This is a genomic window from Streptomyces sp. 7R007 (assembly GCF_054850255.1).
In genome coordinates this window covers 17,091-37,545 of the sequence record NZ_JBTWMV010000026.1, presented here as the reverse complement: position 1 = coordinate 37,545, position 20,455 = coordinate 17,091, and the positions used below count along the sequence as shown (strand labels likewise).

The window sequence follows — 20,455 nt, the reverse complement described above, 5'->3', positions numbered from 1 at the left end:
CAGCTCAGACCTTCCGGTAGGTGTACGCCTCCGCTGCCGCCGCCTCCACGGCCGCGAGGTCGGCGCCGGCCGCCGCCGTGACGACCGCGGCCACCGCGCCCTCCACGAACGGCGCGTCCACCAGACGGGTGTCCTCCGGCAGTTCGTCGCCCTCCGCCAGCAGCGCCTTCACGGTCAGCACGGCGCTGCCGAGGTCGGTGAGGACGGCGACCCCGGCCCCCCGGTCCACGGAGGCGGCCGCGGCGGCGATCAGTTCGGCGCTGGTGCCGATCCCGCCGCCCTCGGTGCCGCCCGCCGGCGCCACGGGCACCGCCGCCCCGCCCGCCAGCGCCTTCGCCAACTCGGCGACCGAACGGGCGACTTCGGCGCTGTGCGAGACCAGCACGATCCCGACGACCTTCCCGTCACTCACCGCTCGCCTCCGCGAGGGCCGCGACCAGCAGCGCCGACGAGGTGGCGCCGGGATCCTGGTGCCCGATGCTGCGCTCGCCGAGATAGCTCGCCCGGCCCTTGCGGGCCTGCAGCGGGGTCGTCGCCAGCGCCCCCTCCTCGGCGGCGGCGCGCGCCGCGCCGAAACCGTCGCCGAGCGCGTCCACGGCCGGCACCAGCGCGTCCACCATGGTCTTGTCGCCCGGCGCGGCACCGCCCAGCGTCATCACCGCGTCCACCCCGGCCCGCAGCGCCTGTGCCAGCTGCGCCTCGCTCACCTCCTCCGCGTCCCCGAGCGCCTTGCCGGTACGGCGCAGCAGCGTGCCGTACAGCGGTCCCGAGGCACCGCCGACCGTCGAGATCAGCTGGCGTCCGGCGAGCGTGAGGACGGCCCCCGGGGTGCCCGGCGCCTCCTTCTCCAGCGCCGCGGCCACGGCCCGGAACCCGCGCTGCAGATTGCTGCCGTGGTCGGCGTCGCCGATGGGGGAGTCGAGGGCGGTGAGCCGTTCCGCCTCTCGGTCGACGGACGCGGCGGTGGCCGTCATCCAACGGCGGAAGAAGTCGGCGTCGAGCACGGGATCTCCTTGCGTGGTAGGTACGTTGACACCGTGGCGCGGACCGGTCACATGCCCCAGCGCAGCCCCGGCGTGCTCACCGGCGCGTCGTACAGCCGCAGCAGCTCCTCGTCGATCTGGCACAGGGTGACCGAGGCGCCGGCCATGTCGAGCGAGGTGACGTAGTTGCCGACCAGTGTGCGGGCGACGGCGACCCCGCGCTCGGCGAGCACCCGCTGCACCTCGGCGTTGAAGCCGTACAGCTCCAGCAGCGGCGTCGCGCCCATGCCGTTGACCAGGACGAGCACCGGGTTGCGCGGGGTCATGTCGTCGAGGATGGCGCCCACCGCGAAGTCGGCGATCTCCCCCGAGGTCATCATCGCCCGCCGCTCCCGGCCCGGCTCGCCGTGGATGCCGATGCCCAGCTCCAGCTCCCCGGCGGGCAGGTCGAAGGTGGGACTGCCCTTGGCCGGGGTGGTGCACGCGCTCAGCGCGACACCGAAGCTGCGGGAGTTGTCGTTGACCTGGCGGGCGACCGCCTCCACCCGCTCCAGCGGCTGCCCCTCGTCCGCAGCCGCGCCCGCGATCTTCTCCACGAACAGCGTCGCGCCGGTGCCGCGCCGCCCGGCCGTGTAGAGGCTGTCGGTCACCGCCACGTCGTCGTTGACCAGCACCTTGGCGATCTGGATGCCCTCGTCCTCGGCGAGCTCGGCCGCCATGTCGAAGTTGAGCACGTCACCGGTGTAGTTCTTCACGATGAACAGCACACCCGCCCCGCTGTCCACGGCCGCCGCCGCCCGCAGCATCTGGTCGGGCACCGGCGAGGTGAACACCTCGCCCGGACACGCGGCCGAGAGCATGCCGGGGCCCACGAATCCGCCGTGCAGCGGCTCGTGCCCCGAACCACCGCCGGAGACCAGCCCCACCTTCCCGGCCACGGGCGCGTCCCGCCGTACGATCACCCGGTTGTCGACGTCCACGGTCAGCTCGGGGTGGGCGGCCGCCATGCCCCGCAGCGCGTCGGCGACCACGGTCTCGGCGACGTTGATGAGCATCTTCATTGCTACCTCCGGGAAACGTGTCCGCTGAGCCGCAGTCCCGGCAGCTCACTCTCGGAAGTATCGGCGTTCACACGGCGAAGGTCACGTGTACGGGACGCCCAGGCGTGTACCGCGCACGCGCGAGGGCGGCACGGTCCGGTGGACCGTGCCGCCCCGCTCACCTCGGGCCGGTCAGGCGGCCGTGCGCTGCCTGCGGCGCAGGGTCAGATACGTGCCGGTGGCGCCGGCGGCCAGCAGGGCGCCCGCGCCCAGGCCGACCGGCAGGGCCGGGAAGGACGAGGCGTCGGTGGTGGCGGCCGTGTTCTCCATCGCCGGGCCCGGCGTGATGTGCGTGCTGACGGCCGCGACGTGGCGGATCGGGCCGACGGACTTCACGGAGCCGTCCGCGTTCAGCAGCACCTGCTTGTTGTTGGGGTGCCGGAAGTCGAACAGGCCCGTCAGCGAACCGGCGGTGGCGTCGAAGGAGTGGTCGCCGACGCGGCCGGTGCGCCAGTTGTCCTCGACGAAGCGGATGATCGAGGACTGGTCGGTCAGCGTGTGGTCGACCTTGTTGACCTTGCTGTACGGCGAGACCACCAGCAGCGGCTGACGGGTGCCGGGGCCGCAGCGGTCGGCGTAACCGCCCGACGCCTTCGGAGCGGCCTGGCAGGCGGGGCTGTCGGTGGCCTTGCCGTTGGAGCCGAGCGAGGTGTCGGTGGAGCCGTTGCGCGGGGCGACGTAGGCGTGGTCGTACCAGCCGTCGGAGTCGTCGTAGGCGATGACGATCGCCGTGGACTTCCACTGCGGCGAGCTCTGGATCTCGTTGATCTTGCCGATCAGGAAGTGCTGCTCGTCGATCGGGTCGGAGTAGCCCGCGTGGCCGTCCTGGTACTCGGCGGCCTTGAGGAAGCTGACCGCGGGCAGCTTGCCGGCCTTGACGGCGGCGTCGAAGTCGGTCAGGTCGTAGTTGTGGTTGGCCTGCCCGTCGTGGCCGATCTCGGCGACGCTCTTCGGCGGCAGGTGGTGCGGGTTGGACGTCGACTTGTAGTACTCGAACGGCGAGTGGTGCGGGCTGTAGTCGACGACCGAGGCGCCGCCGACGTTGGTGTGCGTGGTGTCGCACTTGGCGTAGTGGCCGCTCTTGCCGTCCCAGGCGGTGGACGGCCGGAAGCCGCCCTGGAACCAGCCCCACGTCACCTTCCTGGCGTTGAGCAGGTCACCGATGTTCCTGCCCTGCATCGCCGCGAGCGCGCTGGTGCTGGTGTGGTCCTTGTCGGAGCAGTCGTCGTAGGCCGGGTCCGGGTCGTTGACGACCGTGCCGACACCCTTGGCGTCCGGGGACTTGACGGCGTACGAGTCCGGGGTCGAGGTCTGCTTGGGGTTCTCGGTGCCGGTGGCCGGGTCGACCGAGATCACGCCGTGTGTCTGGCCGGAGACCAGGTTGAGCGCGCCGGGCGTGGAGGGGCCGTAGACCGAGCTGTAGGAGCGGTCGTTGAGGGCGTAGTGCTGGGCGTAGTTCCACAGGCCGGTGACGGTGTTGCCGTCGTAGTAGTCCATCACCAGGCCGGGCTCGCCGAACAGGCCGCCGCTGCACTTGTCGACCTCGGTGTTCTGCACGTACTGGTCGGCCTTGCCGCCGTTCGCCGCGTACTGCTCGGGGCCGTAGGAGTGGTTCTGGTCGCAGGTCATGGCCTGCGCCGGGGTGAGCCGCTTGGGCAGGTACTGGTTCGGGTTCTTCGTCAGCAGCCCGGCGTGGGCCAGGGTGTCGATGTTCTTGGGGGTGTTCTTCGACGCCGTGAACTTCGTGCCGTCGGTGTTGGCGGCCTTGGGGTAGGTCGCGAAGTAGTGGTCGAAGGAGATGTTCTCGTCGAAGAGCACGACCAGGTGCTTGATCGGCGTCGCGGTCGAGGAGCCGCCGTGACCGCCGCCGGCGGGCGCCGCGGCCCAGGCCGGCGCGGTGCCCAGAACGGTGAGCGCGGCGGCGCCGGCGAGCGCCCCCAGACTGCGGATCGTGGCTCTTCTACCCCTGCTGGCCATGTTGGTTCACCCTCCGGCCGGTTCGTCACTGCGTCGTACGGGCAGGGATGGTTCGCCCGTCAGACGGCCCGTCGGCAGAAGAAGAATGGCGCGGGAATGAACACCCGGTCAGGGATGCCGGGCCAAACTTTGACCGTGTATTGACCAAATGGACCAACGAGTTGTCCGGACAAGCTCAGGCCAGCAGGGCACGTCCGTACCAGTCCTGCGCGTCCCGTACGCCGGGCAGGACGAAGAAGTAGCCGCCGCCGAACGGGGAGATGTAGTCGACGAGCGGCTCCCCGGCCAGCCGCTTCTGCACGGTCTCGAACTGCCGGGCGAGGTCCTGCTGGTAGCAGCAGAACAGCAGGCCCATGTCGAGGTTGCCGTTGGTGTCCGTGCCCCGGTCGTAGTTGTAGGCGCGGCGCAGGATGCGCTGGTCCTCGGTGGCGGCCGTGCGCGGGTTGGCGCGCCGGATGTGGGCGTCCAGCGGAATGACGTCGCCCTTGGGGTCGTCGGCGTAGTTCGGCGTGTCGTGTTCCGTGTCGCCGTCCAGCGGGGCGCCGGTGGCGCGGTCGCGGCCGAACATCCGCTCCTGCTCGCCGAGCGAGACGCGGTCCCAGAACTCCACCAGCATGCGGATCAGCCGGACGACCTGGTAGCTGCCGCCGACCGCCCAGTCCGGCTCGCCCTGGCCCTCGCCCACCCACACCAGGCGGTTCATGGCGCGGGCGTCGGTGATGTCGGGGTTGGCGGTGCCGTCCTTGAAGCCCATGAGGTTGCGCGGGGTGCCGGAGGGGCGGGGCGGGCTGGTGAAGCCGTCCAGGCGCCAGCGCACCTGCATGCCGCCGCGGGTGTGCCGGGCGATGTCGCGCAGGGCGTGCAGGACGGTGTCGGTGTCGTCGGCGTGCAGGTGCAGGCTGAGGTCGCCGTGGCACCACTGCGGGCGCAGGTCGTCGTCGGGGAAGGCGGGCATGGTCGTCAGGCGGCGGGGCCGGGCCTTGGCCAGGCCGAACCGGTCGTCGAAGAGGGTGGCGCCCACGCCGACGGTCACGGCCAGCGCGTGCCCGGGCAGCCGGTCGCCGAGGAGGCCCGAGTCGGCGGGCGGGGCCGTGATCCCGGCCGGGTCCGGGGTGCCGCCCGAGGTGAGGAAGCGGGCGCGGTCGGTCAGGGTGCGCAGCAGGTCGACCAGCTCGGACCGGCTCTCGGCGGTGACGTCGAAGGACGTGAACGCGCTGACGCGGCGCGGGGCGGCGATCGCGGACAGCTGACGCGGGCCGTGGAAGGGGGCGACGGCCGCGGCGACGGTCGTGCCGCCGGCCGGGGCCGACGCGCCGCTCGCCGCCAGCCCGGCACCAGCGAGCACCGCACCCCGCAGAAACCCCCGCCGCCCGACACCGACCGACTTCCCACCCACCCGCACCCCGCCCGCCACGGCTCCCACGGCCCGCTTCGCGCCCGTCTCGTCGTGCAGGCCGTCCGGCACGGTTCGCACGGCCCGCTTCGCGTCCGTCTCGTCGTGCGGGCCGCCGTCGTGCACGGCTCGCGCGGGTCGCTTCGCGCTCATTTCGTCGTGCGCACCGTCCTGGGCGGTTCGTGCCGCGCTCACGCCGTCGCGTGCGGGTCGCTTCGCGTTCGTCTCGTCGTGCGGGCTGCCGTCGTGCACGGCTCGCGCGGGTCGCTTCGCGCTCATTTCGTCGTGCGCACCGTCCTGCGTGGTTCGTGCCGCGCTCACGCCGTCGCGTGCGGGTCGCTTTGTGCTCATTTCGTCGTGCGCACCGTCCTGGGCGGTTCGCGCCGCGCTGATGACGTCGCGTGCGGATCGACTCGCGTTCGTCTCGTCGTGCGGGCCGTCCTGGACGGCTCGCGCCCCGCTCACGCCGTCGCGTGCGGTTCGCGTTTCGCTCTGCATGTCGTCCTGGGCGGACCGCTTCGCGCTCACACCGTCCTCCGTGGGTCGCACAGGGTCGCCACCGACGCCAGGCGTTCCACCAGGTCGCCCAGCACCGCGTTCACGTCCTCGCGTCGCGTGCGGCTCAACCGGTCCAGCGGCGGCCACGCACCGTCGTGCCGGAGGCCGTCGAGGGTGTGTGCGGCCCGGTCCACCTCCCGGTTCAGGCCGGGCAGACCGGCGTACCGGCCGGTGAGCAGCGGCCGCAGCCGGGAGAGGACCTGGCGGGTGCCGTCCAGGTTGGCGCGCGCGGTGGCCAGATTGCTGCCGCTGCCGTAGTCGGTCCGGCCGGTCAGCTCGAACTGCACGGTGTTCTCCAGGATCTCGTGCGCCCGCAGCCCCAACTGGGCGGGATCCATGCGGGTCTGCGCCCAGCTGTCGCGCAGTCCGGTCACCGCCTTCACCAGCGCCGCGGCCGGGGCCTTCAGCGAGGTGGCCGACTCGCCGTGCCACAGCCCGTACTCCACGCGGTGGAAGCCGGTGAAGCCCTTGTCGCGCACGCCGTCGGGCAGCCCGGCGTCGGTGGCGTTGATCTGCCCGTCCGCGTCCCCGAAGGCGTCGTACGCCGCCCCGAGCCGCTCGTACTCCAGATGCGCCGGCAGCCACGCCGACCGGGCCGCCGCGAGGTCGCCGCGGTCGATCGCGTCCCGCAGCCGCGCCGTCAGCCGCACGACCTCGGCGAGTCCGCCGCCGACCCACTTCTGGTAGGCGAGCGACGGCGGGATCAGGTCGTGCTCGGTGACCGGGGCGGCGGCCGGCCCTGCACGGCCGGCCGCGACGCGGACGGTGGGCCCGGTGACCGCGTCGGCGTCGTCGGGCACGCACTTGAAGGCGTACGCGCCCTTGCCCAGCCGCACGGTCAGCTGCCGCGTCGTGCCGGGACCGACGTCCTCCACCTCGCCGTAGACGGCCTGGCTGCGCGGGTCCTCCAGGTAGACCTCGGCGGCGCCGTCGGAGGTGTTGCGCAGGTCGAAGACCTGGACTCCGGAGACGGGCCGCGTCCAGCCGCGCCCGCAGTGGCTCGCCGACACCTCGACCGCGGTGTGCGGCAGCCCGCCCGCCGCGCCGCGGGCCCGGCCCGCACCGTGCCGGGCGAGGAGCACCCCGGCCAGGGCGAGGACGAGGACCAGGCCGAGGGCGCCGTACAGGCGCAGTGGCGTTGTCCTGGGACGGGACAACGGCATCCGGGCCTCCCGGAGTGGTGACGTGCGCGATCGCTCACATGCTAGGCGGCATGATCGGGCCGGACCGGCGTCCAGGGGAACCCATGACCAAGAGTTCCCTCCTGGTTCACTGCGCGGCCACGGCCGGCCGCGCGGCTCAACCGGTCTTGTGGCCCCACTGCGGTCCGACGAGGTCCCACTCCCTGCCCCACTGGTCGAGGCGCCGCCGGTCGAGCCGCCACCGGGCCAGGGCTCCGGCGCCGACCGCCAGTCCGGTGGTGGCCAGCGCGGCGGCCAGCCCCAGCAGGGCCGCCTCCGCGGCCGCCTCCGTGGGACCCGGCGGTTCGGTGGCCAGCGCACCCTTGGCGTCCAGCCAGACCACGACCCGGGCGCCCGCCTTCTGCCCGGCGTTCACCAGGGTCCGGCCGCTGCGGGTGGTGCCGTCGGGCGCGGTCCAGCGGACCTCGGCCGAGACGCGCTCGCTGCTCCCGCCGGCCGACGCCGTGCTCGGGACACCGGCGACGAGGACGGCGTGGGCGGAGTGGCGTTCGGCACGCTGCCGGGCGAGCTCGCCGTCGGCCGCGTGGGCCGTGACGAAGCCGGCCGCCGCGCCGCCGAGCGTGATGACCAGCAGCACCACCAGCACGATCCATGACTCGACGATGTCGTCGTGCCGTCGCAGCGGGTTGCTCCGCCACCGCCACAGCAGCTTCCTGACAGTCCTGCCGCCCATCGGTCCGCACCTCCTTCTCGTGGTCGTCTGTCCAAGACGGTGACAGCCGGCGCGGTGGGCCGGGATGGGCCGGTCAGGCGGGAACGGGGGTCCGACCGGGGTCATTCCCCGCCCGCGCATGGGCCGTTCAGCCCGTGGCCGCCGGGAGGCCGGCCGCGGGGGTCAGCGCGTCGGCGAGCCGGGCGCGCACCTCGAAGACGCCCGCCAGCCCCACCGGGCGCAACAGCCGCAGGAAGCGGGGGTCGGCCGTCACCAGCCGCAACCGGCCGCGCCGCGCCAGGACGCGGTTGCGGGCCCGGCACAGCACGCCGAGCCCGGAGCAGTCGATGAAGGAGACGGCACGCAGGTCGAGCACCACGTCACAGGCCGCGGCGGCGGTCAGCTCGTCGAGCCGGGCCGCCAGCGACGGGGCCGCGAGCAGGTCGATCTCGCCGTGCAGGGCCACGACGGTCGTCCCCGCGACGACCCGTACGGTGGGCGGCGGCACGCGCCTGGAGTGGGTTTCGGCCATGGTCACAGGCAATCGGACGGGCCGGGGCGGGCGGAAGGGCCGACCGGCCCACAGGACCCCGCCCGGCCTGGGCCGGACGGGTCGAGCCGGGGCGAAGGACCCGACCGGCGATGCGCTGGGGGCCGACCGGCCCAAGCGATCGCGGGAGTGGCCGGACAGGCTGGAGCTGCGGGGTGATTTCCGGCAGCGCCCGGTGTCCGGCTCACGCAGCCGAACCACCGAGGAGGGAAGGATCGCCATGAAGGGCTACGTCTTCCACGGGCCCGGCCAGTCCTCCTGGGAGGACGTCCCGGACCCCGGTGTCCAGGAGGCCACCGACGCGATCGTCCGCGTCGACGCCGTCACCATCTGCGGGACCGACCTGCACATCCTCAAGGGCGACGTGCCCGAGGTGCGGCCCGGCACGGTGCTCGGCCACGAGGCCGTCGGCGAGATCGTCGAGACCGGCCGCGACGTGCGCACCGTACGCCCGGGGGACCGGGTGCTGGTCTCCTGCATCACCGCCTGCGGGCGCTGCGCCTACTGCCGCACCGGCATGTACGGCCAGTGCCGCGGCGGCGGGGGCTGGATCCTCGGCCACCTGATCGACGGCACCCAGGCCGAGTACGTCCGCGTGCCGCACGCCGACCTCTCCGTGCACGCGCTGCCCAGCGCCCTGGACGCCCGCGAGGCCGCGCTCCTGGCCGACATCTTCCCGACCGCCTACGAGGTCGGCGTCCTGAGCGGGCACGTCGGTCCCGGGGACACCGTCGCCGTCGTCGGGGCCGGGCCCGTCGGACTGGCCGCGGTCGCCACCGCCCGCCTCTTCAGCCCCGAACGCGTCGTCGCCGTCGACCTGGCTGCCGCCCGGCTGGACGCCGCCAAGCGGCTCGGCGCCGACGCCGTGGCCGACGCCCGCGAGGCCCCCGAACAACTGATCGCCGACCTCACCGACGGACTGGGCGCCGACGTCGTCATCGAGGCCGTCGGCACGCCCGAGACCTTCGAGCTGTGCACGCGCATGGTGCGCCCCGGCGGACACCTCGCCAACGTCGGCGTCCACGGCAGGCCCGCCACCCTGCACCTCGAAGACCTGTGGATCAAGAACGTGACCATCACCACCGGCCTGGTCGACACCCGCACCACGCCCACCCTGCTGCGCATGGCCGCCGCCGGCCGGCTACCGGTCGCGGCGCTGATCACCCACACCTTCCCGCTGCACGAGATGCAGGAGGCGTACGACGTCTTCGCCGGCGCCGCCGACACCGGCGCGCTGAAGGTCGTGCTCGGCGGGGAACAGCACGACACCGTCGCCGTCCGCGCGGCCTGACGAGAGGGAGTGACGGGTCATGACCGCACCGACCCCGCCCCACATCCGCGACGCCCCGGCGGCCGGCGACCTCGGGCGCCGGATCGCCGGGCGGCGCGCCCAACTGGGGCTGTCCCGGCGGGAGACGGCCGCCCGGGCCGGCATGGCCCCCGGCTACCTCCGCTATCTGGAGGAGCAGCCGGCCGCCACGCCCGGCATCAGCACCCTGCTGCGGCTCGCCGAGGTCCTGCACACCACCGTCTCGGTCCTCACCGGAGGCGACACCGAGCTCCCGCCGGGTGGTCAACGGGCCTCCCGCCACCCGCAGTTCACCGAGCTCACCCCGCACGAGTGCCGTGTCCTGCTGTCCACGCACGGCGTCGGGCGCGTCGCCGTACCCACCGCCGAGGGCCCCCTGGTCGTGCCCGTCAACTACAGCGTGATCGACGGCGCGATCGTCTTCAGCACCTCACCCGGCACCCTCCCGGCGCAGGCCGCCGGCTGCCGGGTGGCCTTCGAGGTCGACCGGATCGACGACGTGTTCAGCCAGGGCTGGAGCGTGCTCGTACGGGGCCTCGCCCGCACCGTGGAGGACCCCGACGCCGTCGCCCGGCTGGCCGAGCGGGTGCGCAGCGAGCCCTGGGCCGGCGGTCGCCGCGAGGTGTGGGTGCGGATCGAACCGCTCGCCCTCACCGGGCGCCGGATCACCGCATGAGGGGGCTGTTGTCCGGCCCGTCCGGGACCGATGGCCCTTAGCCCGCGGCCCCGCGCGGCGAAAGATGGACCTGTACCCCAGGCCGCCCTGCCGGGCGGCACCGACGGGATGAGAGACGGCTGGCTCATGTACCCCAACGACGGATTCCGCGAACTCGACCGGCAGGAGTGCCTGCGTCTGCTGGCCAGGGTGCCCGTCGGCCGCATCGTCCACACGCGTCACGCGCTGCCCGCGGTGCTGCCGGTCAACTTCTGCCTGGACCAGGACGGCGCCGTACTGCTGCGCACCTCGGCCGCCTCGGAGCTGGTGCGCGCCATCGACGGCGCGGTGGTCGCCTTCGAGGCCGACGAGGTCGACGCGGACGCGCACGCCGGCTGGAGCGTCGTCGTCACCGGCGCCGCCCGGGTCGTCACCGACCCCGCCGAACACGAGCGCCTGGCCCGCACCGGCCCGCGCTCCTGGGTGGCCTCCCCGAGGGAGGTCTTCGTCCGCGTCGAGCCGGAGCTGGTGACCGGACGCGAACTGGTCGCCGGCCGCACCCTCTACGGCGTCGACCTGAACCTCACCCACTGACCCCGGGCCGTACGACCCCCGCACAAGGGGCCGTACGGCGTGCCCCGGGGTTCCCGCGGCCCCTGCCTGCGACGCGCGCGCCGCACCAGCATCGGATGCGGAGCCGTAGCGGGGTTCCCGCGAGGCGCGGTCCCGGCGGCCCCTTCCCGCCGCACGAGAAGAGCACGGCCGAAGAAGGGAAACGGGACATGACTCTCCATCACGTGGTCGTCGGCACGGACGGCTCACTGGTCGCCGTACGCGCACTGGACCGGGCCGCGGACGAAGCCGCGCGACGCGCGGGCGAACTGCGCGTCGTCTACGCGGTGCACGACCCGGACGAGGCCGCGCCGATCCTGGCGTCGGCCGTCTCCCGCGTCCGCGGACGCCACCCCGGGCTGCGGGTCGTGACCCGGGCCGTCCAGGGCGGCCCCGTCGCGGCCCTGGTGCGCGAGAGCGAGGGCGCCTGCCTCACCGTCGTCGGCACGCGCGGCTTCGGAGGCGTCGCCGGCACGCTGTTCGGATCGGTGAGCCTGCGCCTGGCGGCGCGGGTGCCCGGTCCGCTGATGATCGTCCGGGGCGACCATCCCGAGGACGGCGGCGCCGGACGCGACGTGCTGCTCGGGCTGCACGGCGACGGTGAGGTCGAGGCGGCCGCCTACGCCTTCGAGGAGGCGGAGCGGCGCAACGTCTGGCTGCGCGTCCTGCACTCCCGGGACCACCGGCACGTCACCCCCGAACTGCCCTCCCTGATACCGGCGACCAGCCCCGGCCAGCGCAGGCAGGCCGTGCGCGAGCGGGCGGAGGACTCCGTGCCCCGCTTCAGCCTGGCCCGGCTGCAGGAACGGCACCCCACGGTGGGCGTCGACGCCCACACCGTGCGCAGCGCGCCGGCCCACGCCCTGCTGGAGGCCACCCGCGAGGCATGCGTCGTCGTGATCGGCTCGCCCGGCGGGCGCAGCGGGCGGCTCGGCCCGGTCGCGCACACACTGCTGCACCGTGCGCACTGCCCCGTGGTGCTGGTGCCCAGGGCGGCGCGATGACGGGCGCCGCGGGATCCAAGTGGTCCCGCGGAGGGGGACGTTCGGACCGTCGGACGGGCCCTGCAGCCCCTGCGACGGCCGTCGCACAGGCGAGACATTGAAAACGCGACGAGGGCTCCGAAAGCCCCGCGCGACACTTCCTCGGAGGGGATGAAGATCATGGCAGTGCACGACCAACCGCAACGTCATCTGGGGTTCCACTTCTCGTTCCAGCGCAAGGCCGGAACGGCCCCGGCGACCACGGACACCGCCGCGACGACGGCGACCGTCGCGCACGTCCTCGCCGGGCTGCGACTGCTGACGGGGTTCGTCTTCCTGTGGGCGTTCCTCGACAAGACCTTCGGCTTCGGCTACGCCACCCCGTCCGGCAAGGGCTGGATCGACGGCGGCTCGCCCACCAAGGGCTTCCTGAGCTCGGTGGCGGCCGGACCGATGGAGTCGACGTTCCACGACTGGGCCGGGGCCGGCTGGGCGGACTGGCTGTTCATGCTGGGTCTGCTGGGCATCGGCCTCGCGCTGATCTCCGGGGTCGCGCTGCGGTTCGCCGCGGTGGCGGGCACGGCGATGATGGCGCTGATGTGGATCGCCGAGTGGCCGCCGGCCAAGCACCTGTCCGACGGGTCGCTGAGCATGTCGACCAACCCGTTCACCGACTACCACGTCATCTACGCCGTCGTCCTGATCGCCCTCGCGGCCGCGGGCGCCGGCGCCACGTGGGGGCTGGGCAAGGTGTGGGCACGGCTGCCCTTCGTCAGCCGTAACCGCTGGCTGCTCTGACCGCTCCGTGCGGGCCCTGCCGGGGCGCCGCCGCTGAGGGAAGCGACTCCCGCAGCGGCGGCGCCCCTGTTTGTTGGCAGGACACGGAGGAGGGCGCGGGGAGGACCGGGACCCCGGACAGGGACCAGTGGACCTACCCGCGAGGGCGGCGGAACAGGAGAGTTGCCCATGACACCGAAGGAGGCCAGCACATGTCCCGAACCGTCACCGTCGGCCTGGACGGCTCACCCGAAAGTCTCGCCGCCGCGGAATGGGCCGCGAGTGAAGCGCAGTTGGGGGCGGGCGCGCTGCGCGTCGTGTACGCCGGGGAGCAACAGCCGTCCGCATACGTGCCGTTCGGCGGGGAGGCCCTGGCGCCCTCCGGCGAGGACCGGGCCGAGCGGATGCTGCGGGAGGTGCGGGCGTCGCTGCGGCACCGGCACCCCGGGCTCGACGTCACGGCCGAGCGGCTCGCCGGACGGCCCGCGGCGGCCTTGCTGGAGGCGGCGGGGCGGACGGACCTCCTGGTGCTCGGATCCCGCGGACTGGGCCGCGCCGCCGGCCATCTGCTCGGGTCCGTCGCGTCGGCCGTGGTCGGGCGGGTCGAGGGACCGGTGGTACTGGTGCGCGCCGACGCCGACAACGCCGGTACGGCCGAGGCGGGGCGGCGGGAGGTCGTGCTCGGCCTGGAGCTGCACGACCACACCGACGACGCGGTGCTCGCGTTCGCCTTCGAGGCCGCCGCGCGCCGTGCGGCGGGTCTGAGGATCGTCCACGGCTGGCGGCTGCAGCCGCACGCGGCGGACGAACCGGTCGCGCAGGCGCAGGAGTTGCTGGACGGTCTGCTGGTGCCGTGGCGGGAGAAGTTCCCCGGCGTCGAGGTGACCGAGGAGGCCGTCGTCGGCCAGGCAGGCGCCCATCTCGTGGACGCGTCCCGGCACGCCGCACTGATCGTCGTCGGCCGCAGGAGCCGCGCCACGTCGACCGTCGGCTCCCCGATAGGCCCGGTCACCCACGAGGTGCTGCGCCACGCGTCGGCGCCGGTGGCGGTCGTACCGCACGACTGACCACCGGCGCGGCCGGTACCGCAGACGAGCGCCCAACGGCGCCGTCGCCCCACCGGCCCCGCCCCTGGCGGGAACGCCGATCCGCCAGGGGCGGGACAGTGGCCGGGCGAATCCTGTCGCGGATCGCCCGATCCGCTGGGGTGGGGATAACGGGACATCTTTGGGGACTGCCCGATCCGGCCGGGGCGGGGGTGGCCGGACACCCTGGGACACTGCCCGATCCGCTGGGTCGGGGGCGGCCAGGCACTCTTGCGGATCACCCGCTCCATTCGGGGCTGAGCCGGGCGGACGCTTGGGGATCGCTCGATGTGCCCGGGGAAGGGCCTGCCGAACACCCGGCGGGCGGCCCCGTCCACTGGGGGTGGGGCCGGGCGGACGTTCTTGGGGATTGCCCGATGTGGCCGGGGAGGGTCAGTCGGACATGCCGGCGGGTCGCCCCGTCCATTGGGGGTGGGGCCGGGTGTCTTTGGGGAGCGTCTGATCTGCTGGGGCGGGGTGGTCAGGCAGTCTTGCGGATTGCCCGATCCATTGGAAGGTGGGGCCGGGCGGACGCTTTTGGGATCGCTCGATGTGCCCGGGGAAGGGTCAGCCGAACACGCCGGCGGGTCGCCCCGTCCGCTGGGGGTGGGGCTGGGTGTCTTTGGGGAGCGTCTGGTCTGCTGGGGCGGGGGTGGTCAGGCGCTCTTGCGGATTGCCCGATCCGCCGGGGCTGAGCCGGGCGGGCGCTCTTGGGGGATCGCCCGATGCGCCCGGGCAGGGTCAGCCGGCCCCCGCGGACCGCCCGATCCACGGGGGCCGGGCGCCCTTGGGTGCGTCCGATTCGCCGGGGCAATGGCGGCCGAATGCCTCCGCGGACCGCCCGATCCGTCGCGGGGCAGGGTCGGGTGGGGGTCCTTGCGGGGCGTCTCAGGTTTCGCTCGGGGACAGGCGGATGCCGGTGATCAGGTCCGGCTGGATGCGGACGGCGTAGTCCATCGCGCGGCCCACCCAGGGGTGCAACAGCTCCTGGTAGCGGGCCAGTTGGACCGGATCGGTGACCAGGTGGGCGTAGCCGGTGACCACCACGCTCCAGCCGGTGTGGGTCACCGGGTCGATGACGTCGGCCTCGTACGCGACGACCACGCCCGGTGTGCCGGCGTGCCGGGTGCGGGAGGTCAGGGCCGCGCCCTCGTGCGTGCGGATGACGATGTGCCCGTCGTCGAGGACGTGGTTGACCGGGCGGATCGTCGGCAGCGCGTGCTGCGTGAAGACGATCCGCCCGAACGAGACGCTGCCCAGCAGCCGGAGGGCCTCGTCCCGGTCGAGCGGGACGCTCTGGCGGGGGCCTGCGGGAACCGGCTGGGCGTGGTCGATGGCCATGGGCGGCTTCCGTACGTTCTCTCGGTGTCGGTCCGGCGAAGGAGGTGCGGCTCTGTTCGATCAGGTCATTCGAACGGAAGCGGGCCGCCCCACGCTAGGGCCGTTCGGGCCCGACTGCGCCCCGGTGGACCCCTCACCCCGCACCGGAGTCCGCACCGGTCACGGCCCCGACGCGTCGTCGACGGCGTAGGTGAGGCCGTTCACCACCCCCACCACCCCCTCGACCTGCCACGCCGAACGCACCGCCGGATAGATGTCGCTGCGCCGCGCCACCCGCCCCGCCATCGTCACCATGCCGTCCCGCACGGAGACCGAGACGGCGTCCGGCGCCAGCCCCAGGGCCCCCACCAGGACGTCGTCGATCACCTCACGCCGTATCGCCCCGTCCGTGCGGGCGAAGACCCGCAGCAGATCGCGGCGGGTGGCGATGCCGATCAGCCGGTCCTCCTCGTCGACGACGGGCAGCCGCTCGATGTCGTGCCGCTCCATCACCCGCGCGGCGGCGGAGACGGACTGCTCCGGATGCACGGTGATCGCGGGGGTCGACATCAGCTCCCCCGCACTGCCGCCGGCGCCGCCGGCCTCCGCGCGTGCCAGGTCGGTCCCGGAGACCACCCCGAGGACCTTGTCGTCGTGATCGACGACCGGGATTCCGCTGATCCGGTGCCGCCGGAGCAACCGGACCAGCTCGGGTCCCGGCGTACTGCGGTGGGCGACGACGACCTCACTGGTCATCACCTCGCCGACGGTGGTGGGTTTCACGACGCCTTCCTCCTTGGCATGCGCGAGGCCGGGCCCCGGCTCCTACTGCGGTTGCCCGTTCGCCGGGCCGCCACGCCACGGCGGCGGCGTGGCCGACCTGCGGGCGCAGTCCCCCCGGTGCGCGAGCCGGTCCAGGCGGGCCCGCAGGCGGTCCTGGAGGCGGTCGGCGAGCTCGTGGGCGGTGGCCTCCCCGGCGTGCACGACGAGCAGTTCGCCGCCCACCCGGATCTCGGCCGCTGCCGACCAGGGCTGCTCCACGTGGTGCGCGCTCGCCCGCGCGACCCGCACCTCGCCGCCGACGACCGGCAGTCCCGGCCGGTCGAGAACCGCGTGCACCTTGGCCCGGACGTAGCCGAGCGCCTCCTCGTCCACGTTCCCCTCGGCGCGTACCCGTACGGCGTCGGTCGCGTGGACGTCGGTGCCGGTCTCCCTGGGAGTCATGTGCTCCACCCCTTTGATCGTTCGTGGCGCTTCCAGGCTGGCCCGGGTGTCCGGCCGCACCCCAGGGGCCGCCCGGCCCCGGAACCGGGCCGGGGGTCCCGTACGCCCGCACGGTGACCGGAAGGGGAAGGAATCAGGGCCGACCGGCCCTGGCCCGCGACCTGGTGGCCGAGAAGGATCGCACCGTGGAGGATTCCGTCGCACCGGGCACGGAACCACGCGACATCTGCGAGGAGCATGCGATGGCGGACAGCCGGCAGCACGGCCCCGACGAACCGATCCGGGTCTTCCTGCTGGACGACCACGAGGTGGTACGGCGCGGCGTGCACGACCTGCTCGACGACGAGCCGGACATCTCCGTGGTGGGCGAGGCCGCCACCGCCGAGCAGGCGCTGGTGCGCGTGCCCGCCCTGCGCCCCGACGTGGCGGTGCTGGACGTGCGCCTGCCGGACGGCGACGGCGTCTCCGTCTGCCGTGAACTGCGCTCGCGCATGCCCGAACTGACCTGCCTGATGCTGACCTCGTTCGACGACGAGGAGGCCCTGCTGGACTCCATCATGGCGGGCGCCTCCGGATACGTCCTGAAGCAGATCCAGGGCTCGGACCTGGTCTCCGCCGTGCGCACCGTGGCCTCCGGGCAGTCCCTGCTCGACCCGAGCGCCACCACCCGGCTGATGGCCCGCCTGCGTCACGAGCAGCAGCACGAGGAGGAACCGGACGCGCTGCCCGGCCTGACCGACCGGGAGCGGGAGATCCTCGCCCTGATCGGCGAGGGGCTGACCAACCGGCAGATCGGCCAGCGGCTCTTCCTCGCCGAGAAGACGGTGAAGAACCACATCTCCCGCCTGCTGGCCAAGCTCGGCGTCGAGCGGCGCATCCAGGCCGCGGTCATCGCCACCCAGGCCCAGGACCGGCTGCGGCAGCAGGGCCACTGAGTCCCGCCGGGGTCCGAACGTCCCCGGGAACACACCCGCACGGCCCATGCCGGGCCCCGCCCGGGTCGCGGAGGCTGAAGGTGTGGCCCGGACATCCCGGGCCCCGAAGGGGAGGACGGACATGAACGTGCGCGTGGGCATCAACGGCTTCGGCCGCATCGGCCGCAACTACCTGCGCTGTGCGCTGGAGCGCGCCGGGACCGACGGCGGCACGCGGATCGAGGTCGTCGCGGTCAACGACGTCACCTCGCCGGCCACACTGGCCCACCTGCTGGCCTTCGACTCCACGTACGGCCGCATCGGCCGCACCGTCGAGCACGACGACACGTCGCTGACCGTCGACGGGCACCGCATCGCCGTCACCGCCGAGCGCGACCCGGCGAAGCTGTCCTGGGGCGAGCTCGGCGTGGACGTCGTCATCGAGTCCACCGGCCGCTTCCGCACCCGGGAGACGGCCGGGGCGCACCTGACGGCGGGCGCGCGCAAGGTGCTGCTGTCGGTGCCGGGCAAGGACGTCGACGCCACCGTGGTGATGGGCGTGAACGAGGGGACGTACGACCCCGACCGCCACCACGTGGTCTCCAACGCCTCCTGCACCACCAACTGCGTGGCCCCCATGGTCAAGGTCCTCGACGACCACTTCGGCATCGTCAAGGGGCTGATGACCACCATCCACGGCTACACCAACGACCAGGTCGTCCTCGACGGGCCGCACAAGGACCTGCGCCGCGGCCGCAGCGCCGCCGTCAACATCATCCCCACCTCCACCGGCGCCGCCCGCGCCGTCGGCCTGGTGCTGCCGGAGCTGTCCGGGACCCTGGACGGCATCGCGGTGCGCGTGCCCGTCGAGGACGGCTCGCTGACCGACCTGAGCGTCGTGCTGGACCGGCCGGTCACCGCGGAGGAGGTCAACGCCGCCTACCGGGAGGCCGCCGAGGGACCGCTGAAGGGCGTTCTGCGCGTGTCCGACGCGCCGATCGTCTCCCGCGACATCGTGGGCGACCCCGCCTCCTGCGTCCTGGACGCCCCGCTGACCCAGGCCCATGGCGACCTCGTCAAGGTCTTCGGCTGGTACGACAACGAGTGGGGATACACCAACCGGCTGCTGGACCTCACCGAACTCGTGATCGCCCGGCTGCCGCACAGCTGATCGGCCCCGGGAGCGTCCCCCCACGTCAGATCCCGTATCGTCCTCTCGGACGGACCCGTTACCGTGGCACCAGACGGAACGGCCGGTTCTCGGCACGGCACAGGGGTCTGGAGGAACACGGGTGGGACGCTCCGAGGAGCCCGGGGACGCCCGCGTACGGCTTCCGCAGCTGCGGCTGGACGAGCTGCTGGAGGAGCTGCAGGCGCGGCTGGACGCCGCGCGCGGGACCCGTGACCGGGTGCACAGCCTGCTGGAGGCGGTGCTCTCCGTCGGCCGTGAGCTGGACCTGGAACAGGCGCTGCACAGCATCGTCGAGGCCGCGGCCGTCCTGGTCGACGCCGAGTACGCGGCCCTCGGCGTGATCGGACCGGACGGCAAACGGCTGTCGGCCTTCCACACCGTCGGTGTCAGCGACGAGCAGATCGCCGCGATCGGCCCGTTCCCCGAGGGGCACGGCATCCTCGGCGAGCTCATCCGCCACCCCGAGCCGCTGCGGCTGCCGAAGATCTCCCAGCACCCCGCCTCGTACGGCTTCCCGGCCCACCACCCGCCGATGAACTCCTTCCTCGGCGTGCCCATCCGGGTGCGCGACCAGGTCTTCGGCAACCTGTACCTGACCGAGAAGCGCGGCGGGGCCCAGTTCGACGAGGAGGACGAGTCGGTCCTGTCGACCCTGGCCGTGGCGGCCGGCGTCGCGATCGACAACGCCCGTCTGTACGAGGAGTCCCGGCTGCGCGAGCGCTGGCTGCGGGCGAACGCGGAGATCACCCACAGCCTGCTGTCCGGCGGCTCCAGCGGCGAGGTCCTCGGCCTGATCGCCGAACGCGCCGGGGAGATCACCGGATCGGCCCTGGCCGCCGTGGCGCTGCCCATGGAGGACACCCGGTCGCTCGCCGTGGAGATCGCCGTCGGCATGGACGCCGAGGCCCACCGGGGCCTGATCCTGCCGCTGGACCGCAGCCTGATGGGGCTGGCCTTCTCCTCCGTCGCGCCGGTCACCAGCGAGGACGCCGGCCACGACGAGCGGATCTCGGCGGAGCCCCCGCGCTTCGAGGGCCTGGGTCCCGCGGTGGCCGTGCCCATCGGCACGGGCGAGGAGGGCGCGCGCGGCGTGCTGCTGCTGGCCCGCAAGGCCGGGCAGGCGATGTTCTCGGCGGAGGAGACGGAGTCCCTCCAGGCCTTCGCCGCACAGGCCGCGATCGCCATGGAGCTGGCGGAACGCCGCCGGGACGCCGAGGAGATCGCGGTGCTCAAGGACCGCGACCGGATCGCCCGGGACCTGCACGACCTGGCCATCCAGCGGCTGTTCGCGACCGGGATGACCCTGCAGAGCGCCGGCCGCTTCATCGAGCACGAGGAGGCCGCGGAGCGCGTCGTGCGCGCGGTGGACGACCTGGACGAGACCATCAAGATCATCAGGTCGACGATCTTCGGGCTGCGGGCCCGGGACGGCGGCGCCGGGACCGGGCTGCGCGCCCGGGTGGTGCGCGCGGTCGGCGAGGCCTCGCCGGTGCTGGGCTTCGCGCCCAGCGTCCGCATGGAGGGCCTGGTCGACACCGACGTACCGCGCGAGATCGCCGACCACGTCATCGCCGTGCTCTCCGAGAGCCTGACCAACATCGCCCGGCACGCCGGGGCCGACCGCGCCGACGTGGCGCTGGAGACCGACGGCCGCGAGGTGCGGCTGACCGTCGCCGACAACGGCCGGGGCATCACGCCGGGCGGACGCCGCAGCGGGCTGCGCAACATGACCGAGCGGGCCGAACAGCTCGGCGGCTCCCTGCAGGTCGACTGCCCGCCGGGCGGGGGCACGACGCTGGTGTGGCGGGTGCCGCTGGGGGAGCGGTAGCGACCCCGCCGTCCCGGCCGGCGGACGCGGCGACGCGGCGGCCCGCGCCGGGGACGGGCCGGGTCCGAGCGGCCCTGCGCCGGGGCCCTTCGGCCTCTGCAGCCGGCACCGCGCGCCCGTGAGGCTTGAGGCACCCAACCG

Annotated in this window: 20 protein-coding genes; 9 read left to right on the top strand and 11 right to left on the bottom strand. The window is 73.7% G+C overall.

From position 1 onward, the window contains the following. Positions 1-4: 4 nt before the first annotated feature. The 8 genes from ACYF6T_RS29060 to ACYF6T_RS29025 all read right to left on the bottom strand — a co-directional run bounded on the left by ACYF6T_RS29060 (position 5) and on the right by ACYF6T_RS29025 (position 8,397). A complete protein-coding gene (locus ACYF6T_RS29060) occupies positions 5-412 on the bottom strand; it encodes a PTS-dependent dihydroxyacetone kinase phosphotransferase subunit DhaM (protein ID WP_461700116.1) in 408 nt (135 codons plus the stop codon). Beyond that, complete coding sequence (gene dhaL / locus ACYF6T_RS29055; RefSeq protein WP_461700115.1) at positions 405-1,004, bottom strand: dihydroxyacetone kinase subunit DhaL; 600 nt, start codon at positions 1,002-1,004, stop codon at positions 405-407. The genes ACYF6T_RS29060 and dhaL overlap by 8 nt, the downstream gene beginning before the upstream one ends. Positions 1,005-1,051: 47 nt before the next feature. After that, positions 1,052-2,044 (bottom strand): dihydroxyacetone kinase subunit DhaK, encoded by a 993-nt coding sequence (gene dhaK / locus ACYF6T_RS29050; protein ID WP_461700114.1) that lies wholly within the window; start codon positions 2,042-2,044, stop codon positions 1,052-1,054. Positions 2,045-2,215: 171 nt separating this feature from the next. Beyond that, the gene (locus ACYF6T_RS29045; protein ID WP_461700112.1) at positions 2,216-4,060 is read right to left on the bottom strand and encodes a phospholipase C; all 1,845 of its coding nucleotides are present in this window, start codon (positions 4,058-4,060) and stop codon (positions 2,216-2,218) included. A 175-nt stretch (positions 4,061-4,235) separates the two neighbouring features. Beyond that, positions 4,236-5,732: an iron uptake transporter deferrochelatase/peroxidase subunit gene (gene efeB / locus ACYF6T_RS29040; protein WP_461700111.1), complete on the bottom strand. Its 1,497-nt coding sequence runs from the start codon at positions 5,730-5,732 to the stop codon at positions 4,236-4,238. Between the two features lie 245 nt (positions 5,733-5,977). Further along, on the bottom strand, positions 5,978-7,174 hold the full coding sequence (locus tag ACYF6T_RS29035) for an EfeM/EfeO family lipoprotein (protein ID WP_461700110.1): 1,197 nt from the start codon (positions 7,172-7,174) through the stop codon (positions 5,978-5,980). Positions 7,175-7,310: 136 nt separating this feature from the next. Continuing rightward, positions 7,311-7,886, bottom strand: a complete 576-nt coding sequence (locus ACYF6T_RS29030) for an Rv1733c family protein (protein WP_461700109.1) — start codon at positions 7,884-7,886, stop codon at positions 7,311-7,313. A gap of 127 nt (positions 7,887-8,013) precedes the next feature. Then, complete coding sequence (locus tag ACYF6T_RS29025; protein ID WP_461700108.1) at positions 8,014-8,397, bottom strand: STAS domain-containing protein; 384 nt, start codon at positions 8,395-8,397, stop codon at positions 8,014-8,016. A 238-nt stretch (positions 8,398-8,635) separates the two neighbouring features. Between ACYF6T_RS29025 and ACYF6T_RS29020 the strand changes: the two genes are divergently transcribed. The 6 genes from ACYF6T_RS29020 (at position 8,636) to ACYF6T_RS28995 (ending at position 13,818) form a co-directional block, all read left to right on the top strand. Beyond that, positions 8,636-9,706: a zinc-dependent alcohol dehydrogenase family protein gene (locus tag ACYF6T_RS29020; RefSeq protein ID WP_461700107.1), complete on the top strand. Its 1,071-nt coding sequence runs from the start codon at positions 8,636-8,638 to the stop codon at positions 9,704-9,706. Positions 9,707-9,725: 19 nt separating this feature from the next. Then, complete coding sequence (locus ACYF6T_RS29015; protein ID WP_461700106.1) at positions 9,726-10,400, top strand: helix-turn-helix domain-containing protein; 675 nt, start codon at positions 9,726-9,728, stop codon at positions 10,398-10,400. 126 nt (positions 10,401-10,526) lie between these two features. Beyond that, entirely contained in the window at positions 10,527-10,973 is a 447-nt protein-coding gene (locus ACYF6T_RS29010) for a pyridoxamine 5'-phosphate oxidase family protein (protein WP_461700104.1), read from the top strand. Between the two features lie 188 nt (positions 10,974-11,161). Then, positions 11,162-11,995, top strand: a complete 834-nt coding sequence (locus ACYF6T_RS29005; RefSeq protein ID WP_461700102.1) for a universal stress protein — start codon at positions 11,162-11,164, stop codon at positions 11,993-11,995. A gap of 159 nt (positions 11,996-12,154) precedes the next feature. Further along, entirely contained in the window at positions 12,155-12,772 is a 618-nt protein-coding gene (locus ACYF6T_RS29000) for a hypothetical protein (RefSeq protein ID WP_461700101.1), read from the top strand. Between the two features lie 191 nt (positions 12,773-12,963). Then, entirely contained in the window at positions 12,964-13,818 is an 855-nt protein-coding gene (locus ACYF6T_RS28995) for a universal stress protein (protein WP_461700100.1), read from the top strand. A gap of 906 nt (positions 13,819-14,724) precedes the next feature. Here ACYF6T_RS28995 and ACYF6T_RS28990 read toward each other — a convergent pair. From ACYF6T_RS28990 to ACYF6T_RS28980, 3 genes are all read right to left on the bottom strand, one after another. After that, positions 14,725-15,177, bottom strand: a complete 453-nt coding sequence (locus ACYF6T_RS28990) for a pyridoxamine 5'-phosphate oxidase family protein (RefSeq protein ID WP_461700098.1) — start codon at positions 15,175-15,177, stop codon at positions 14,725-14,727. 159 nt (positions 15,178-15,336) lie between these two features. Further along, the gene (locus ACYF6T_RS28985) at positions 15,337-15,939 is read right to left on the bottom strand and encodes a CBS domain-containing protein (protein ID WP_461700097.1); all 603 of its coding nucleotides are present in this window, start codon (positions 15,937-15,939) and stop codon (positions 15,337-15,339) included. A gap of 42 nt (positions 15,940-15,981) precedes the next feature. Then, positions 15,982-16,380 carry a hypothetical protein gene (locus tag ACYF6T_RS28980; RefSeq protein ID WP_461700095.1) on the bottom strand — a complete coding sequence of 133 codons (399 nt, stop codon included), beginning with the start codon at positions 16,378-16,380 and terminating at the stop codon, positions 15,982-15,984. A 242-nt stretch (positions 16,381-16,622) separates the two neighbouring features. Between ACYF6T_RS28980 and ACYF6T_RS28975 the strand changes: the two genes are divergently transcribed. The 3 genes from ACYF6T_RS28975 to ACYF6T_RS28965 all read left to right on the top strand — a co-directional run bounded on the left by ACYF6T_RS28975 (position 16,623) and on the right by ACYF6T_RS28965 (position 20,314). After that, complete coding sequence (locus ACYF6T_RS28975) at positions 16,623-17,315, top strand: response regulator (RefSeq protein ID WP_461700234.1); 693 nt, start codon at positions 16,623-16,625, stop codon at positions 17,313-17,315. Between the two features lie 121 nt (positions 17,316-17,436). After that, on the top strand, positions 17,437-18,465 hold the full coding sequence (gene gap, locus ACYF6T_RS28970) for a type I glyceraldehyde-3-phosphate dehydrogenase (protein WP_461700094.1): 1,029 nt from the start codon (positions 17,437-17,439) through the stop codon (positions 18,463-18,465). Between the two features lie 121 nt (positions 18,466-18,586). Next, on the top strand, positions 18,587-20,314 hold the full coding sequence (locus ACYF6T_RS28965) for a GAF domain-containing sensor histidine kinase (protein WP_461700092.1): 1,728 nt from the start codon (positions 18,587-18,589) through the stop codon (positions 20,312-20,314). Positions 20,315-20,455 lie beyond the last annotated feature (141 nt).

Bases quoted from the DNA above. Each gene is read 5' to 3' on its own strand.
- dhaK (WP_461700114.1), bottom strand. From the start codon at position 2,044: ATGAAGATGCTCATCAACGTCGCCGAGACCGTGGTCGCCGACGCGCTG.
- ACYF6T_RS29045 (WP_461700112.1), bottom strand. From the start codon at position 4,060: ATGGCCAGCAGGGGTAGAAGAGCCACGATCCGCAGTCTGGGGGCGCTC.
- efeB (WP_461700111.1), bottom strand. From the start codon at position 5,732: ATGAGCGCGAAGCGACCCGCGCGAGCCGTGCACGACGGCAGCCCGCAC.
- ACYF6T_RS29035 (WP_461700110.1), bottom strand. From the start codon at position 7,174: ATGCCGTTGTCCCGTCCCAGGACAACGCCACTGCGCCTGTACGGCGCC.
- ACYF6T_RS29030 (WP_461700109.1), bottom strand. From the start codon at position 7,886: ATGGGCGGCAGGACTGTCAGGAAGCTGCTGTGGCGGTGGCGGAGCAAC.
- ACYF6T_RS29025 (WP_461700108.1), bottom strand. From the start codon at position 8,397: ATGGCCGAAACCCACTCCAGGCGCGTGCCGCCGCCCACCGTACGGGTC.
- ACYF6T_RS29020 (WP_461700107.1), top strand. From the start codon at position 8,636: ATGAAGGGCTACGTCTTCCACGGGCCCGGCCAGTCCTCCTGGGAGGAC.
- ACYF6T_RS29015 (WP_461700106.1), top strand. From the start codon at position 9,726: ATGACCGCACCGACCCCGCCCCACATCCGCGACGCCCCGGCGGCCGGC.
- ACYF6T_RS29010 (WP_461700104.1), top strand. From the start codon at position 10,527: ATGTACCCCAACGACGGATTCCGCGAACTCGACCGGCAGGAGTGCCTG.
- ACYF6T_RS29005 (WP_461700102.1), top strand. From the start codon at position 11,162: ATGACTCTCCATCACGTGGTCGTCGGCACGGACGGCTCACTGGTCGCC.
- ACYF6T_RS29000 (WP_461700101.1), top strand. From the start codon at position 12,155: ATGGCAGTGCACGACCAACCGCAACGTCATCTGGGGTTCCACTTCTCG.
- ACYF6T_RS28995 (WP_461700100.1), top strand. From the start codon at position 12,964: ATGTCCCGAACCGTCACCGTCGGCCTGGACGGCTCACCCGAAAGTCTC.
- ACYF6T_RS28990 (WP_461700098.1), bottom strand. From the start codon at position 15,177: ATGGCCATCGACCACGCCCAGCCGGTTCCCGCAGGCCCCCGCCAGAGC.
- ACYF6T_RS28980 (WP_461700095.1), bottom strand. From the start codon at position 16,380: ATGACTCCCAGGGAGACCGGCACCGACGTCCACGCGACCGACGCCGTA.
- ACYF6T_RS28975 (WP_461700234.1), top strand. From the start codon at position 16,623: ATGGCGGACAGCCGGCAGCACGGCCCCGACGAACCGATCCGGGTCTTC.
- gap (WP_461700094.1), top strand. From the start codon at position 17,437: ATGAACGTGCGCGTGGGCATCAACGGCTTCGGCCGCATCGGCCGCAAC.